The 15,449-nt window shown below is 51.9% G+C and carries 16 protein-coding genes; 13 read left to right on the top strand and 3 right to left on the bottom strand.

Annotated features, from left to right (window positions below):
- Positions 1-8: 8 nt before the first annotated feature.
- Positions 9-929 carry a MoxR family ATPase gene (locus tag NST37_RS15520; protein ID WP_003386093.1) on the top strand — a complete coding sequence of 307 codons (921 nt, stop codon included), beginning with the start codon at positions 9-11 and terminating at the stop codon, positions 927-929.
- The gene (locus NST37_RS15515; RefSeq protein ID WP_024982964.1) at positions 880-2,250 is read left to right on the top strand and encodes a DUF58 domain-containing protein; all 1,371 of its coding nucleotides are present in this window, start codon (positions 880-882) and stop codon (positions 2,248-2,250) included. Before NST37_RS15520 ends, NST37_RS15515 begins: the two co-directional genes overlap by 50 nt.
- Here the strand turns inward: NST37_RS15515 and NST37_RS15510 are convergent.
- Positions 2,217-3,209: a stage II sporulation protein M gene (locus NST37_RS15510; RefSeq protein ID WP_031932938.1), complete on the bottom strand. Its 993-nt coding sequence runs from the start codon at positions 3,207-3,209 to the stop codon at positions 2,217-2,219. The genes NST37_RS15515 and NST37_RS15510 overlap by 34 nt on opposite strands.
- A 64-nt stretch (positions 3,210-3,273) precedes the next feature.
- Here NST37_RS15510 and NST37_RS15505 point away from each other — a divergent pair, with 64 nt between their 5' ends.
- The 8 genes from NST37_RS15505 to NST37_RS15470 all read left to right on the top strand — a co-directional run bounded on the left by NST37_RS15505 (position 3,274) and on the right by NST37_RS15470 (position 11,492).
- Positions 3,274-4,098: an RDD family protein gene (locus tag NST37_RS15505; protein WP_003386090.1), complete on the top strand. Its 825-nt coding sequence runs from the start codon at positions 3,274-3,276 to the stop codon at positions 4,096-4,098.
- A gap of 103 nt (positions 4,099-4,201) precedes the next feature.
- Positions 4,202-4,714 carry a hypothetical protein gene (locus tag NST37_RS15500; protein ID WP_003386089.1) on the top strand — a complete coding sequence of 171 codons (513 nt, stop codon included), beginning with the start codon at positions 4,202-4,204 and terminating at the stop codon, positions 4,712-4,714.
- On the top strand, positions 4,695-5,771 hold the full coding sequence (locus tag NST37_RS15495; RefSeq protein WP_122958701.1) for a phosphodiester glycosidase family protein: 1,077 nt from the start codon (positions 4,695-4,697) through the stop codon (positions 5,769-5,771). Before NST37_RS15500 ends, NST37_RS15495 begins: the two co-directional genes overlap by 20 nt.
- Positions 5,772-6,052: 281 nt before the next feature.
- On the top strand, positions 6,053-8,020 hold the full coding sequence (gene ggt, locus NST37_RS15490) for a gamma-glutamyltransferase (protein WP_228006904.1): 1,968 nt from the start codon (positions 6,053-6,055) through the stop codon (positions 8,018-8,020).
- Positions 8,021-8,152: 132 nt separating this feature from the next.
- Positions 8,153-8,479, top strand: a complete 327-nt coding sequence (locus NST37_RS15485; RefSeq protein WP_024985204.1) for a helix-turn-helix domain-containing protein — start codon at positions 8,153-8,155, stop codon at positions 8,477-8,479.
- Positions 8,419-9,303 (top strand): IS3 family transposase, encoded by an 885-nt coding sequence (locus NST37_RS15480; protein ID WP_155808033.1) that lies wholly within the window; start codon positions 8,419-8,421, stop codon positions 9,301-9,303. The genes NST37_RS15485 and NST37_RS15480 overlap by 61 nt, the downstream gene beginning before the upstream one ends.
- A gap of 149 nt (positions 9,304-9,452) precedes the next feature.
- Positions 9,453-10,328, top strand: coding sequence for an NAD-dependent epimerase/dehydratase family protein (locus tag NST37_RS15475; protein ID WP_024982967.1), 876 nt, complete (start codon positions 9,453-9,455; stop codon positions 10,326-10,328).
- Positions 10,329-10,451: 123 nt separating this feature from the next.
- On the top strand, positions 10,452-11,492 hold the full coding sequence (locus NST37_RS15470; protein ID WP_024982968.1) for a M15 family metallopeptidase: 1,041 nt from the start codon (positions 10,452-10,454) through the stop codon (positions 11,490-11,492).
- 201 nt (positions 11,493-11,693) lie between these two features.
- On the opposite strand, the gene NST37_RS15465 is transcribed toward NST37_RS15470, so the two are convergent.
- The gene (locus NST37_RS15465; protein WP_003386081.1) at positions 11,694-12,029 is read right to left on the bottom strand and encodes a hypothetical protein; all 336 of its coding nucleotides are present in this window, start codon (positions 12,027-12,029) and stop codon (positions 11,694-11,696) included.
- Positions 12,030-12,108: 79 nt separating this feature from the next.
- Positions 12,109-12,669 (bottom strand): signal peptidase I, encoded by a 561-nt coding sequence (lepB, locus tag NST37_RS15460; RefSeq protein WP_003386080.1) that lies wholly within the window; start codon positions 12,667-12,669, stop codon positions 12,109-12,111.
- Positions 12,670-13,080: 411 nt separating this feature from the next.
- Between lepB and NST37_RS15455 the strand changes: the two genes are divergently transcribed.
- The 3 genes from NST37_RS15455 to NST37_RS15445 all read left to right on the top strand — a co-directional run bounded on the left by NST37_RS15455 (position 13,081) and on the right by NST37_RS15445 (position 15,446).
- On the top strand, positions 13,081-13,509 hold the full coding sequence (locus NST37_RS15455; RefSeq protein WP_003386079.1) for a MarR family transcriptional regulator: 429 nt from the start codon (positions 13,081-13,083) through the stop codon (positions 13,507-13,509).
- Between the two features lie 92 nt (positions 13,510-13,601).
- The gene (locus NST37_RS15450; protein ID WP_024982970.1) at positions 13,602-14,147 is read left to right on the top strand and encodes a hypothetical protein; all 546 of its coding nucleotides are present in this window, start codon (positions 13,602-13,604) and stop codon (positions 14,145-14,147) included.
- 183 nt (positions 14,148-14,330) lie between these two features.
- On the top strand, positions 14,331-15,446 hold the full coding sequence (locus NST37_RS15445) for an aminopeptidase (RefSeq protein WP_171506389.1): 1,116 nt from the start codon (positions 14,331-14,333) through the stop codon (positions 15,444-15,446).
- Positions 15,447-15,449 lie beyond the last annotated feature (3 nt).

Below are 15,449 nucleotides of genomic sequence, written 5' to 3'. Positions count from 1 at the left end.
AGCAAAACGTGCAGCAATTGCTACAGGAAATGGAGAAGCACGTATTCGGACAACGGCAAAATATCCGCCTGCTGATTACCGCCATGCTGGCTGGAGGCCATGTTCTGCTGGAGGGGGTGCCCGGCATCGGGAAAACCAAAATGGTCCGGACCCTTTCACGGCTGATTGGCGGTGAATACAGAAGGATTCAATTTACGCCTGACCTGATGCCGAGCGACATTGTCGGAAACGTCGTTTTCAATATGCAGCAAAACTCGTTCGAAACCCTTAAAGGACCGATTTTTTCCAATCTGCTGCTGGCGGACGAGATCAACCGTACCCCGCCAAAGACACAGGCAGCGCTGCTGGAAGCAATGGAAGAGCGCCAGGTGACGATACACGGGGTCACTTACGAGCTGCCGAATCCGTTTTTTGTCATGGCTACCCAAAACCCGGTTGAGTACGAGGGGACCTATGTATTGCCGGAAGCACAGTTGGACCGGTTTTTGTTCAAGCTGCAGGTAGATTATCCGTCACAGGAGCAGGAACTGGAGATATTGAAGCAGCATGTTCCGTTCTTTGCCGAAAAGAAGGAGAGCGAAACGGTCGTATGCGGAATCGAGGAGATTGTTTTGCAGCGGCAAAAGCTGGAGGACGTAGTGGTGGAGGAGCAAATTCTCGCCTACATCACGACGATCATCCGCAAGACGCGGGAGACAAAGAGACTATTGCTGGGAGCCAGTTCGCGTGCAGGCATCGCCGTACTCATGGCAAGCAAGGCATGGGCTTTGCTCGATAACCGGATGTATGTCACACCAGACGATGTCAAGGCTGTCGCCCGTCCAGCCCTCCGTCACCGGCTGATTGTGGCTCCACAAGTGGAATTGGAGGGGGGAAACAGTGACCACATCATCGACGAAACGCTCGCGGCCATTCCGGTCCCTCGTTAACAGGCTGCTGGAAAATGGCGTGCTGCCCACCAAGAGAATGATCATCCTGCTCGGGTGTGGTGCTGCAGTCGCTGCGGCAGGCTCGCTGGCCGGACTCGGTTATGCGCTTTTTTGGATGTACAACGCTTTGCTGCTGTTGGCGAGCATCGCCGACTGGTATACGATGCCCCGAGCAAAGAAGATCGCAGCGGTTCGCAGGCTGCCTGAGCAGACCGACATCGGCCAGGAACTGACGGTGTCAATCGAGCTGGAGAACCACAGCGGTCAACCGATCCTGTTCCGATTGCGAGACGATCTGCCCATCTCCTTTGACCGCCCGGAAGCGGTAGAGGGCATTCTGAAACAAAAGTATGAAACGGTATCGTACACAACGCGAGGAAACGAGCGGGGATTGTTTACGCTGTCCTATTTGTATTTGCGCTATCAGGGAAAAATCCGGCTGTGGGAAAAGCAGGCGAAAATCCCCTGTGAACAAAAGATCAAGGTGTATCCGGATCTCACCGCCGTCCGGGGCTATCTGCAGTCCCTTCAGGACAGCTTGATTGTGGACGGGAAAAAAATTCTCTTGCGTACGAGAAGCGGTACAGAATTTCATGCGATCCGCGAATATGTGCAGGATGATGATCCACGCTACATAAACTGGTCTGCCTCAGCGCGGAGCAGGCGTCTGATGACAAACCAATACCGTCCGGAACAAGGCAAAGTGCTGACGATTCTCCTGGACTGCGGGCGGATGATGGGCGTCGAGCTGGAAGGGAAGACGAAGCTGGATTTGACCATCGAATCGGCGCTCACCTTGGCTGCCGTTGCGTTGAAGCAGGGAGATCAAGTAGCGTTGCTCGCTTTTTCCCACGAAATCAAAACGTATGTGCCGCCTGGCCGCGGGCTCGCCCACCTGCATACGCTCGTCGAAGCGGTGTACGATCTGCAAAGCGATTTTGTCGAATCCAATCCTCTGCAGGCACTGGAGTACCTGCATCGGCAGCAGAAGCGGCGGAGTCTGATCGTCCTCTTCTCCGACATGGAGAATTACTTGCTGGAGGATCAATTGGGAGCATACCTGTGGAGACTGCGGCGAAGTCATTTGCTGCTGCTGCTCTCGCTGGCTGATCCGCTGCTGCATGAGTGGAGCAGGACGGAGACCAAAGACAGCCGTCTGGCGTACATCAAGGCGCTGGCGCAGCGCTTCTGGCTGGACCGCAAAGCGTTTCAACAAAAAATGATCGGCGCGGGCATCCAGGTACTGGACATTCCGGCCGATCAATTGACGCTGACTGTTGTAAACTCTTATTTGGACATCAAGTCGAGAGAAGCGCTCTGACCGCTGCTGCGGCGATGGCGGTACAATCCGTAGAGGTACCAGCCGGCCAAGGCGAGGAGCGTCAGCACGGCCACACTGTACTTCGCCTCCAAAGAGAGCGAAGACGGAGTAATGTACCCTTCGATGATCCCGGCGATGACAAACAGCGGCATCGTGCCCAGCAGCAACTGTGCGGATTCCTTCGCTGCCTGCAAAAACTGAAATTTGCGATGGTAAATGCCGGGTACAAGGAGCCGATAGCCCATGTGGAGTCCGGCTCCTCCGGCAATAAAGATGGCCGTCAGCTCGATCACGCCATGAGGCAGGATGTAAGCCCAGAAGGCATAGCTGCTGTCAGCCTGGCTGTAGACAGATGCCAACGCTCCGACCAACAGGCCGTTGAAAAGCAGCAGGTAAACGGGGAACACGCCGAGCGTAATGCCGCTGATAAAGGCCAGAAATGCCACCTTGATGTTATTCAGCATGATCGCGGTGGACATAAGCGGACTGTTGATGGCATCATGGCCTTCTCCCAGTCGGCTGGGATCGATTTGGGCAGCCATTCCCTCCGGCAGCACGTAATACAGATTCAATGGATCGACCATGACTGCTGCAAAGCCGGAAATTCCGCCAATGGCAAACAGGAGCCCGGCCAGGCCGATGAACCAGATCCGCTTGTGCACCAGCGAAAACAGATGGACCCAAAAAAAGCGGGACAGCTGCCCGAGACTGCTGGACTGCTGTTGATAAGCGATGTTGTGGGCCCGTGCTACCAGTTGGTTTAAATAGCGGGTCACCTCATCGTTTGGATGGTAGGTTCGGATATAAGCCAAATGGGCGGAAGCTTTTTTGTACAGAAGCGTCAGACGGTCTATTTCCACCGCCCCGATAGAACGGGGGCGCTTTTGAAAGTGCTCCAGCAAGCGGTCGAGCTCAGCCCAGGTTGCTTTGTGCGCCTGCCAAAATGATGTCAGATTCACGAAAAGGGCCTCCTTTCAATTTTTTCATAAAGAGTGTAGTGTACAGGAAGGGTGAAGCACCGGCATGAATGAACAACACATACCAAACCAGGCGGGACGAGAAGTTGCCATCGTCACACCGGAGCACGTCCAGCTAAGGTTTCAGACAGCCGGTCTCGGTAGCAGGGCGGCTGCTCATCTGATCGATACAGGGCTGCTTCTCTTGGTTAATATTACTGTATTTATTTTGTTTGGCATAGTTGTTTTTGGAAATGGAGAGGATATTTTCCTGGAGTCGGAGAGCTATGCGATTGCCATTATAATGATCGCGCTGTTCCTGTTCAACTTTGGCTACTTCTTTGTCTGGGAATACTTTCGAGCCGGTCAGACGCCTGGCAAAAAATGGATGAAAATCCGTGTGATTCAGGAGAATGGTCAATCACTAACGTTTTTGTCAGCGGTGATCCGCAATCTGTTTCGGATTATTGACAGCCTGCCGACCGGCTACTTGCTGGGAAGCATCGTTTCGTTTTTTCATCCGCGAGACAAGCGGATCGGCGACCTGGTGGCAGGGACGATCGTTGTGGTCGAGGAAGGCGCGGCCCGTACCCGTTTTCGCGGACGATGGGGCAGACAGGTGGAGAGATGGAAGGCGGAAGCCCCGCCGGTACTGCTCGACGAGCGGCAAAAGCGGGCCATTACACGTGAGGACTGGAACCTGCTGGCAACCTTCGTAGACAGACTTCCCTCTTTGTCTGAGGGGAAACGGATTGAACTGGCCATGCAGATTGTTCGCCGCATCTGCACGCGGATCGATTGGCCGGATGGACAGGCGGCGGAAGCGCATCCGGTCGGGTTTGTCCTGCGGCTTCATGAGCAGCTCAAGCATGAATGGATGATCGGAAGATAAAGATCAGGACGATGGTCCTGATCTTTTGCGCAAAGAGGTGTCGAAAATTGTTTTATGATATAATAAAACCTCATTCTTTGTCACACGAAAGGAGGGGGAACTGATGAGCGACAAAATTTTGTCCGCATCGTCGTCACCATCCACAACGTTACATGCTCCCGATCAAAGCAAGCAGGGAAGACGGAAGCGCAACGGTTTGTTTAAAAGCTTGTTTCAAACGCTAGCGCCCCGCTCGGAGGAGAAACGCTCAGCCGTTCCAATCGTCCTGGCTGTTGTGCTGTGGGGAGGGCTGGCTTGGGCCGGGTACGCTTTTGCCGTACATACATTGGACAAGCAGCAGCAGCTGGTCAGCCAGCAAATTCAGGCGATACAGACGCAGAACGCTCAGCAAATGAAGGCGATGGAGGAGCAGATCGCACTGGTTCAAGATGAGATGAAGCAGGTCCAAAGCGGGCTTTCCAACATCGAGGAGGAGCTGCAGCTCACTGGAGAGACGCTCGGCGGAAGCAATAAGACGAAGCAGGCCCTGCAGGATCGGATCGATCAATTGAACAAACAACTGGTCGATTTGAAAGCTTCGCTGAAAAAACTGGAGGATGCGGCTCGTGCTTGGTAAGATCCATCGCTTCTTTGCGTTTCTGCTCGCTCCAGCTGTCGGCTTTTTGCTGGCGTTCTCCCAGGCCAATCCGGTAGACAAGCTGCCTTACGAAGGGTTGGCATTATCAGCAAAGGCCGCGAACGAGCAGGTGGCCATGCTGCAGGAGCAAATGAACGAGACGAAAGATCTGCTTCGCAATACGGAACTCCTGATCGAAGACATCCGCGAGCAAGCCACCAAGGAAAAAGAAGAGTACGAGAAGCAGAACCAATCGATCCACAACCTTCTGGAGGCCAGCAAGTCGCAAACGCAAAAATCGGCGGACGTCTTGGACAAGCTCCTGGCCAACATGCTCGGCAACCCGATTGGCCAAACCTTTGGCAAAAATGCAACGGTCAAGGTCTACTCCCTGGAGGAAGCAGGCTATCGGGGGTACATGGCCAAAGTCCGCTTAAACAATCCAAATGCCCTCAAGATGGTGCTCGCGGGCGATTCGGTCAAAAGTCGCGGAGAGACGACGAGTCACGCAGCCCGACGGACTGGCGCCATACTGGCGATCAATGCAGGGGGCTTTATGAGCAAAGGCGGATATTTGACGCCGATTGGCACAACGGTCGTTGACGGCAAGATTCGCACGTTTTCCAATAATACGGATTTGAGCTTCGTCGGCTTTAACAAAAACGGGCGACTGGTGGGAGGAAAGATTTCCTCTCAGGCTGAAATTACCAAGAAGGGCATTTTGCAAGGGGCCAGCTTCCTGCCGACCCTGCTCCAAAACGGCAAGCGGATGACGATACCGAAGCAATGGGCGAATACACGTCAGCCGCGGACACTGATTGGTCACTTTGACAATGGCGACTTGCTGCTGATCGTCATCGACGGCCGGCGCAAGGGGTGGAGCAACGGCGTAACCTTGGAAGAGGCTCAGCGGAAGCTGCAGGAGTTTCACGTCGTGGATGCCTATAATCTGGACGGCGGCGGCTCCAGTGCCTTCTTCTACAACGGCAAGCTGCTGAACCGTCCATCCGGAGGCAAAGAGCGGCCGGTATCTAGCAATTTGGTCATCTTGCCGTAACAGTCATGGGAAGACAGACGAAATCCCTTTCTCGCAAGCAGGAAAAGAAGGCTTTTTCTGCAAACGAGAAAGGGTTTTTTTCGTTCTGACGTCGTTCCGGCTGTCCTCTCCGGGTGGATAAGACTTTCTCCACGTTGACTGGTCGGAATATTCAAAATTATAATGAAGCTAGGCAATACATAGACGGGAAGGAAAGGATGAGGAAGGTGAAAGCGACGACGAAGACAAAGCTTCAAGCAATCGTCTCTTCGGCAGCTTCTTTTTTGCTGCTGGCTGTCCCCATGCAAGCCAAGGTCCCGGGCATTCCCGAGGGAACGACGGGCGCGACGAAAGGAATCGTGGCGGTATCCCATCCTGCAGCCGCACAGGTGGGCAAGGATATCCTGCAGCAGGGAGGCAATGCGGTGGATGCCGCTGCCGGTATTCAACTGGCGCTAAATGTCGTCGAACCGCAAATGTCCGGCATTGGCGGCGGCGGCTTCATGATGATCTACCTGAAAAAGGAAGGAAAAATCACAGTCATAGACAGTCGGGAAATGGCGCCGAAAGCAGTTGATCCGAAGCTGTTTTTGGATAAGGACGGGAAGCCGGTACCTTTTGAAGAGCGTCATACCAACGGAAAGGCAGTGGGGGTTCCGGGTACCCTGCTTGGACTGGATACTGCTTTGAAAAAGTACGGAACAATGAAGCTGGGAGAAGTGATCGATCCAGCCATCGCGTTGGCCGAAAAAGGAGTGCCGGTGAACTGGATCACCGCCCAGCATATTGCGGACTCTGCGGAGAAGCTCCAAAAACACGGTACGGCTGGCCGGGTGTTTGTTCCGGATGGCAAGGCGCTGAAGCCGGGAGAGCTTCTGATTCAGCCGGAGCTGGCCAAAACGTTTAAGCTGATCAAGGAAAAAGGGACCGATGCACTTTACAAGGGCGGGATCGGCGAGGCTTTGGTCAAGGAGGTCCAGCGCACAGGCGGAGCCATGACGATGCAGGATCTGAAAAATTATGTGGTAAAAGAACGGGAGCCGGTGAAGGGCACTTTCCGCGGGTACGAGGTAGTCTCGATGGCTCCGCCCAGCTCTGGCGGTTTGACTCTGATCCAGATTTTGAAGCTGATGGAGGGCTTCGACAACAAGAAGGACGGCCCTCTTTCTGCCGCGTATCTCCATCGGCTGATCGAAGCGAATCATTTGGCGTATGCCGACCGGGCTGCTTATATGGCGGATGAGGACTTTTACCCGGTGCCGAAAAAGGGGTTGATCCATGATGAGTATATCAGTGAGCGGAGAAAGCTGATCAACCCGGAAAAGGCAAGCAGTGATGTGAAGGCGGGAGACCCATGGCGGTACGAGGGCAAAAAAGCGGTGAAGGCCATGTCTCAGGTCGAGGTGTCTCCGGTAAAACAGACTACGCATTTTGCGGTCATGGATAAGTGGGGCAATCTCGTTTCCTATACGACTACGATCGAGGACGTGTTTGGCAGCGGCATCATGGTCCCGGGCTACGGCTTCATGCTGAACAATGAACTGACTGACTTCGATGCTGTTCCCGGAGGGGTAAACCAGGTAGAGCCGGGGAAACGGCCTCGTTCCAGCATGACGCCGACGATTGTGCTCAAGGACGGCAAGCCGTTTATGGCGGTCGGATCGCCAGGCGGCTCGACGATCATCGCCTCCGTCTCCCAGACGATTTTGAATGTGCTGGAACACGATATGCCGATCCAGGAAGCGATCCTCTCTCCACGGATTTTCTCCAGCAGCTATCCGACGGTCAGTTGGGAGGCAGGCATTGATCAGGATGTGATCCTTCAATTGATGGGGATGGGGCATGCGTTCAAGGCACAGCCGGAAAACATCGGAAACGTGCAGGCGATCATCTACGACCTGGAAAACGGCAGGATGTACGGCGGAGCCGACAATACCCGTGAGGGAACGGTGCTGGGCGTAGACGCGGTCGCGTATACGTCTGCCGAGCCGCCCGCCCCGAAGGAATCGCCAAAAGCAGCCTTCCAGATAAAGGTAAACGGAAACCTGTATCCGTATACGGCAGATCAACTGGCTTGGTACAAAGGCGAGCCTTACGTCCAGGCCGATAAACTGCTGCTCGGCTTGCACGCAAAACCAGGTTCCTTCCAGAGCGAGCAGGCCTTCATCGACGGACGCGCTTTTCTGCCCGTCAAAAAAGTAGCAGAGGGGCTAGGATTTACGGTGACGTGGGATGCCAAGGAAAAAGTTGTCTCCTTGCAAAAGCAATAGGAGATAGAGACTGGATTCCGACAGGACCAAGCAAAATGAAAAGCCAATGGGGAGCTCTGAAGTGCACCCCTTAGAATGGACATTGGATTAAACCCCTGGTAAATCCGATGAAATTTAAGGGGTGCATTTTTTATGGTGAAAAAGGGGCAAACGTTTAGAAGTTATTCTCACGAATTAAAGGTGGAAGCCATACGACTGCATATCGAAGAAGGATGGACATACCGTCGAATCATGGAGCATCTGGGGATTCCGGACCGCCACCGGCTTAAAGTATGGATGAAAAAATATAAACAGTTAGGCGAATTTGGGTTGATGGATCAACGAGGTAGACGTGAAGAATATGTTGATCAAGATCGATATGTTAAAAAGCTAAAACGAGAGAACTCGATGCTAAAAAAGTGTTTGAAAATCTGGATGCGGGAGGTGCAGCCCATAAGTATGAGGCGATCAAGCAAGTAGCTGGTGAGTATACGACTAGTGAACTTTGCAAGCTGTTTGGAGTCTCAAGAAGTGGATACTATGCATACTTGAAACGGCAACAAGCGGACCGGGACAAGCCCGTGAAAGACCTCATCAAAGTAGTTTATAAGAAGTATGATGGTAAATATGGGTATCGACAAACCCAGCTGTTTCTCTTACGAGATCACGGGGTATGGGTCAACCATAAGAAGGTACTACGTCTGATGCAAGAAATGAAGCTCCGTTCTCGAATACGCCGCAAATATCGAGGTCACTATGCTTCAACCGAAGGTGGACGAGTCGCTGAGAATGTGATGCAGCGGAATTTCAAAGCGGATGCACCTAATCGAAAATGGGTAACCGATGTCACACAGTATCGTGTCGCGGATACGTGGCTCTACCTGTCTGCTATTAAGGATTTGTTTAATAATGAGATTGTGGCTTACCACATTGGAGTTCGCAACGACAATCAGTTGGTCCTACGGACCTTTGAGAAAGCCTTTAAAAAGACGAAAGACGTGACTGGACTGATCGTTCACAGCGATCAGGGATTCCAGTACACGTCCTACGCTTACCACGACATGTTGCCGAAGGTTGGCGCCCAAATCAGCATGTCTCGGAGAGGCAACTGTTATGATAATGCCTCGATGGAGAGCTTCTTCTCGCATCTCAAAACGGAAGGGCTCTACCCTTATGATATCCGAAGTGTGGATGAGGCACAAAGGCGAATTGAGGAATATATTCAATTCTACAACCAAAGTCGACCACAACGAAAATTAAAAAGGCTGACGCCTGTTGAATTCAGACGTCAGCTGTCGGTCTAACGGTCGGGTTTTTTCTTACTGTCCACTAAATGGGGTCTTGACCACTCCAAGACTGGGCTCCCTTTCTTCATGCAAAGAGAGCAGGGGATGCGTGCGAAATAGGAGAAGTAGTTTACCGACAACCAAAAAAAAAGAAAGAGGAGTGCGAGATGAAAAAAGTTCTGGTATTGGGTGGGACGCGATTTTTTGGAAAAAGGCTGGTAAAAGGTCTCGTTGATAGCGGTTATGACGTCACGATCGCCACCAGGGGAAGGCAAGCCGACCCGTTTGGAAACGAGATTGCCCGTATGCAGGTAGACCGGAATGATCTGGATTCCTTGAAACGCATCGGAAGCTCTGAATGGGAGCTGGTCTTTGACAGTCTCTGCTACACGGGAGCAAATGCGAGCCACATTTTGCAAGTATTGGAGGGGAAAGTAAAGAGACTCGTCGTCACTTCCTCAAGAGCTGTGTACGAACACTCTCCGCTGATCAGGAGGGAAGCTGATTTTGACCCGTATTCATATCCGATCACAGCCGGTACGAGAGAAGAGGTCTCCTATGAAGAGGGAAAACGGCAAGCGGAGGCCGCCTTGTTTCAAAAAGCCGGCTTTCCGGTGATTGCCGTCAGATTTCCCATCGTTTTGGGTGTGGAGGATTATACCAAGAGGCTGCATTTTTATGTGGACCAGATACGAGCTCAAAAAGAGATCTATGTCGGAAACCCGCATGCGAGGCAATCCTATATAGACGCGGACGAAGCGGCCCGGTTTCTGCAGTGGGCTGGCGAATCCGCTCAGGCTTGCGGGCCCTACAACGCTTGTTCTGACGACGCATGGACACTTCCCCAACTGCTCGGTGCAGTCGAAGACGCAATCGGCAAACCGGCCCGAATCTTGACCGGCGGTACGGCCGAACAGCTGTCTCCGTTTGCGATCCCGGATTCCTATGTTCTGGATACGGGCAAAGCCCGGAGGGAAGGCTATGCGTTTCGGTCGCTCTCTGATTGGCTTGTGCCTTTGATTCAGCGCTTGGCGGCAGAATAAAATGAGTCGCGGCAGCCAATTGGCCCGTTACGTTCCATTCTTTTCATACGTCTTCATACATGGTAAGGTAGTAAAGACACTGAAGACTGTATTTGTCTTGATGGAAACCAGGAGGCATAACCGATGAAAAAGCAACCAACAGTCATTCTCGCTGTCGCAGCCGCACTTTCCGGCGCGCTTCTGGGAGGATGTGAAGCTCCGGATGTCAGCACGTGGATCTCTGGATCAGGCGGACAATCGACTACGGCACCGGAAGGACAAGCGACAGGAGAAGAGACGACGATTCCAGAAGCGCCATCTATCGACTGGAATGCCATTCCTGAGACATTTGTCCTCGCTCCGGGAAGCGAGAAAGCACTGCCTCATGGAGAAGGAGTCACGTACCACATTTCTGCGCCAGACGTAGCAACGGTATCGCCGGATGGCAAGCTGGCCATTTCCGAGCACGCAGCGATCGGCTCCAAGGCAGAGGTAACCGTAGAATATCAGGGGCAAACCAAAACGGCTCAAATTACGGTGAAATCGTCGCTTGCTGAAACCATTATGATGGTAAACAGTGTTCCGACTGTAACCAATCCTACTGATCTTGCAGTTGTTGTGAACAAGCAGCGCTCGCTGCCTGTCGATTATATCCCGCCAGGATTAACGGAACCAAACGTCCCCTTCCCGTTTTCCGGCAAGGCTGAGAAAAAGCTTCTCCGCGAGCCCGCCGCTCGTGCTCTCGAATCGCTGTTTGCCGCCGCGGAGAAAGACGGAATCCAGTTGTACGGCGTGTCGGGATATCGTTCCTACCGGACGCAAAAATCGCTCTTTGACGGCTACGTAAAGACGCAGGGAGCAGAGCACGCTGCCCGTTACAGTGCCAATCCCGGCAAAAGCGAACACCAGACCGGGCTTGCCATGGACGTTTCCGGTGCCGATTCCCGGACCAGACTGGAAGAGCCGTTTGCCGATACGCCGGAAGGAAAGTGGCTCGCCGCTCACTGTGCAGAGCACGGCTTTATCATCCGCTATCCAAAGGGCAAGGAAGAGATCACGGGCTATGCGTATGAACCGTGGCATTTGCGGTATGTAGGAACGACGATGGCCAAAGAAATCATGGAAAAGGGCATCACGCTGGAGGAATACTTCCAGGATGCTGTTGCTGTGCAAAGCCAATCGTAAACAAACAGGACCAATTCGCTTCAAGGAAACCATCCGCCAGGTAGCTGCTATCTGGCGGTATTTTTTTGTCATTGCACAGAGAACTGCTCCCAAACAAAAAGACGCGGGAAGGACGGACAATCCCCCGCGTCATGCTCTTTGCATGTTTTTTGAATGGTTTCCCGGATAAATCCAGGCAGCCAGGACTCCCGGTAATAACAGCTACTGTCTTCCCGTAACTGCGGTCAAAGACGGCTGAGAGAAAGCGGTCTGCTGCTGGTACGATCTTTGAAGCAGCTCGCGTTCCATTTGATCGCAGTAAGAGATGACCTGCTGCAGCTGCCGGATAGCCGTATCATGTCCTTGCAAAGCCTGTTGAATCATCCGAACGGCCTCAAATTCACGCGCAGCAAGCTGTTGCAGAGTGGCTGCGTTTTGCTGTTCCTGTTGGAGCATTTGCCGATACGTATTGCTCGCTTGCATCGTTTGCTGAATCATTTGCTGAGCGATTTGCTTGCACTGAGCGATTTCCTGCTGAGTATGTTGCAAATTGTGCATCTTCCCAACCTCCTGATGATCGTTATGCCGTACCATCATAGGATGAGCGAAAGGAAGAGGATTCATTACTCGCTTGCAATTACTTGGGCAGACGGATGCTTCCCAGCGGCCAGTAGACAAGCTCGGCCCGTCCCACGACATGATCAAGGCTGACAGGCCCGATTGCACGGCTGTCCATGCTGTTGTTACGGTTGTCACCCATCACGAAGATATGTCCTTCCGGAACTGTGATCGGTCCAAAATCTTCCGTCAGCGTGACACCTTCAGCAGCAGCTTTTAATTTGTTGGCTGTCAGGAACGGCTCGTTGACAGGCTGGCCGTTTACGTACAATTGGTCGTTTTTCGCTTCTACCGTATCGCCGGCCAGGGCGACGACCCGCTTGATCCAATTTTCCCCCGAAGCATCCGGGTGAATGATGACGATATCACCGATTTGCGGGTTCTTCAAATAGAAGATGGCCTTGTTGACGATGACGCGTTCACGGTCGTGCAGTGTGCTTTCCATGGAGCGGCCTTGTACAACATAAGGCGCCATGACAAAGACATAGATAAAAGCGGTGAGTCCGCCAATCAAGACAAACGATTTTACCCAATCAAGCAATTCTGTTTTCCACTTGGCAGCACGTTCAATTTGTTCCATAAGCAATCTCCCATGTACAAGTTTCTCCGTCGGCATATCTTTGTATGTAGCGGGTCTTCTCACGTTTTGGGGAAAAACCGACAGATGTTCTTATTATACATGCTTTCAAAGCGAAGAAGAAGCCGGATTCATGGAAATCGGTGGGAAATGGGACTTGCCTCCTGTTCACAAATTCGTCACCATTAAACATCTTGCCATGTTTTTCATTATGAAGTAATATGACATTGCAAATTAGTTTTACAGTAAAAATATTAAATCATAAACGCATTGTCCACTCTCGTATCAACCTATTTTCAGGCGGGTACATAAATGCGCAGAAACTATCGAAATACTTGCACTATAAAACCAAACGCTATATAGTTTTATAGTAAAAGTATTTACTTTCTGAAAATGGGTGATGATGTGAGCGAAATGTCTCGCGCTGTTCAAATCGAGGAACTGGATCAAGCCTTTATCGAGATGGCCCGTTACTTTATCAGTCACTGGCTATTGGATGAAGATGAGGTTATCAGTCCAAAACAATTCATACTGCTCCGTGTCCTCTACGACAAGCAGCGCAGTACCGTCTCGGATCTCGCAACTGTGTTACGGCAATCCAACAGTGCAACGACGATTGCTTTGAATCGTCTGGTGAAAGCCGGATACGTCAACAGAATTCGCGATGAACAGGACCGGCGGGTTGTTTGGGTAACCGTATCCGATAAAGCGATCCCCTTGATCGAACGGTTGCTATGCAAGCGAAGGAACCTGATGAAGGGCTTGTTGAAGAGCTTGAGCGACGAAGAGCTTGAGCAGTTTGCAACCTATTTGCGAAAAATGAAACAAGGCCTCGAGGAATGAAGGATCGCGTTTGCCTGTTGGGCAACCGGTATCGCGTAGCATAGCGGCTAAGAGATATTTCATGGACAGCGTGAAAAGACAGGAGTGTATGAATGATGAAAAAAATGACAACTCTCATGCTCGGAACCATGGTGCTGGGCGCAACGCTGTTTACGAACGCTGCATTTGCTAAAGAAGTAGCGACTCAACCTGAAAAACCTGTATTTGGAAACGGCCAAGGCGGCTGGATTAACATGCCATTGGAAGATCAAACGATCACCATTACCAATAAAATTGACAGCAATGCTGCGGCTAAAGGCTGGGTAAATGCCCCTCTGGAAGATCAAACAATCGTAGTCAGCGACCGGGGTGCCTTCGTAGCACCAACACAAGGCTGGGTAAACATGCCGGTAGAAGACCAGTATGTCATTTTGGAGCGCGGTCAGGCGCAAAATGTTCAGCCGACAGGTTGGATTCAAATGCCGAAGGAAGACGAAACAATCGTCATCTCTCCAGTTGTTAGCCAAGAAGCTGCACGCACTGGTTGGGTAGCTGCTCCGACAGAGGACAATACCATCGTCATTTCCAGCAAAGGTGCTGACACTGGAACTCGTTCCGGCTGGGTATGGTCCGCTCCTGAATCCGATAGCGATAAATAAGGAACAGTCCAATAAATGAACGCGAAAAAGCAGTCTCTTTCCACCGGGAAGAGGCTGCTTTTTTGTTTAGGTATGTGTAATCGGTCCGAGCTGCCGGTCTTTAATAAAAAAATTTTTATTGACTTGCAAGGGTTGATTGCGAACAATAGAAGGGAGTCAGAAAATTGAAAAAGGGGTGAACGTATGAGAGATCCGCGTTTGGAGGAATTGGCGCGCAATCTTGTTTCTTATTCTGTCCGTGTTCAGCCGGGAGAAAATGTACTGATACATGCGGTAGGCCATACGCCTGAGCTGGTTCAGGCGATCATTCGGGAGGTGTATCTGGCAAAAGGAAACCCGTTTGTTCAACTGGTCGATCCGAAGATCAAACGGGAGCTCGCCAAAGAGTGTACAGAGCAACAGCTGACGCTGCTGGCGGAGCATGAGACAGCCTTGATGAAACAGATGGACTGTTATATCGGGATACGCGCAGGCGACAACATCAATGAGATGGCAGATGTGCCGGCTGATCGGATGAGTATGTACTCGCGTCTTTACGAGCTGCCTGTCATGGATGTCCGGGTGCCTGAGACAAAATGGGTGGTGTTGCGCTATCCGAATCCGTCCATGGCGCAATTGGCGAACATGAGTACCGATGCTTTCGAACAGTTTTACTTCCAGGTGTGCAACCTTGATTACAGTAAAATGAACGAAGCGATGGATAGCCTTGTTGCGTTGATGAACCGGACAGATCGCGTTCGAATCGTAGGACCAGGCACTGATTTGCGTTTTTCCATCAAGGACATCCCGGCTGTCAAATGTGCCGGATTGCGCAATATTCCCGATGGAGAAGTGTACACAGCGCCGGTACGGGATTCCGTAGAGGGAGTGATTACGCATAATGCGCCGACTCCGTACAACGGATTTACTTTCGAACAGGTCTGCCTGCATTTTGAGCAGGGCAAAATCGTGAAGGCGACAGCCAACGATACGGAGCGCTTGAACGCTATCCTGGATACAGACGAGGGTGCGCGCTATATCGGAGAGTTTGCGATCGGCGTAAATCCGCTGATCCGAAATCCGATGAAGGACATTCTGTTTGACGAAAAGATTGACGGAAGCTTCCACTTCACGCCGGGCCAGTGCTATGACGAGGCGTACAACGGAAACAAATCCTCTGTCCACTGGGACATGGTATCGATCCAACGACCGGATTGGGGCGGAGGGGAGATCTGGTTTGACGAAGTTCTGATCCGAAAGGACGGCCGGTTTGTCATTCCGGAATTAGAATGTCTCAACCCAGAAAACCTCAGCTCCTGATCG

Source organism: Brevibacillus sp. FSL K6-6036 (assembly GCF_037964015.1).
Lineage (GTDB): Bacteria > Bacillota > Bacilli > Brevibacillales > Brevibacillaceae > Brevibacillus > Brevibacillus borstelensis.
The sequence above is the reverse complement of the archived record's forward strand: the minus strand, read 5'-3'. Positions and strand labels throughout refer to the sequence as shown.

Coding starts and splice junctions, on each gene's coding strand:
- NST37_RS15485 (WP_024985204.1), top strand. CDS start 8,153: ATGGTGAAAAAGGGGCAAACGTTTAGAAGTTATTCTCACGAATTAAAG.
- lepB (WP_003386080.1), bottom strand. CDS start 12,669: ATGGAACAAATTGAACGTGCTGCCAAGTGGAAAACAGAATTGCTTGAT.
- NST37_RS15470 (WP_024982968.1), top strand. CDS start 10,452: ATGAAAAAGCAACCAACAGTCATTCTCGCTGTCGCAGCCGCACTTTCC.
- NST37_RS15465 (WP_003386081.1), bottom strand. CDS start 12,029: ATGCACAATTTGCAACATACTCAGCAGGAAATCGCTCAGTGCAAGCAA.
- ggt (WP_228006904.1), top strand. CDS start 6,053: ATGCAAGCCAAGGTCCCGGGCATTCCCGAGGGAACGACGGGCGCGACG.
- NST37_RS15455 (WP_003386079.1), top strand. CDS start 13,081: ATGTCTCGCGCTGTTCAAATCGAGGAACTGGATCAAGCCTTTATCGAG.
- NST37_RS15475 (WP_024982967.1), top strand. CDS start 9,453: ATGAAAAAAGTTCTGGTATTGGGTGGGACGCGATTTTTTGGAAAAAGG.
- NST37_RS15450 (WP_024982970.1), top strand. CDS start 13,602: ATGATGAAAAAAATGACAACTCTCATGCTCGGAACCATGGTGCTGGGC.
- NST37_RS15505 (WP_003386090.1), top strand. CDS start 3,274: ATGAATGAACAACACATACCAAACCAGGCGGGACGAGAAGTTGCCATC.
- NST37_RS15500 (WP_003386089.1), top strand. CDS start 4,202: ATGAGCGACAAAATTTTGTCCGCATCGTCGTCACCATCCACAACGTTA.
- NST37_RS15495 (WP_122958701.1), top strand. CDS start 4,695: ATGCGGCTCGTGCTTGGTAAGATCCATCGCTTCTTTGCGTTTCTGCTC.
- NST37_RS15445 (WP_171506389.1), top strand. CDS start 14,331: ATGAGAGATCCGCGTTTGGAGGAATTGGCGCGCAATCTTGTTTCTTAT.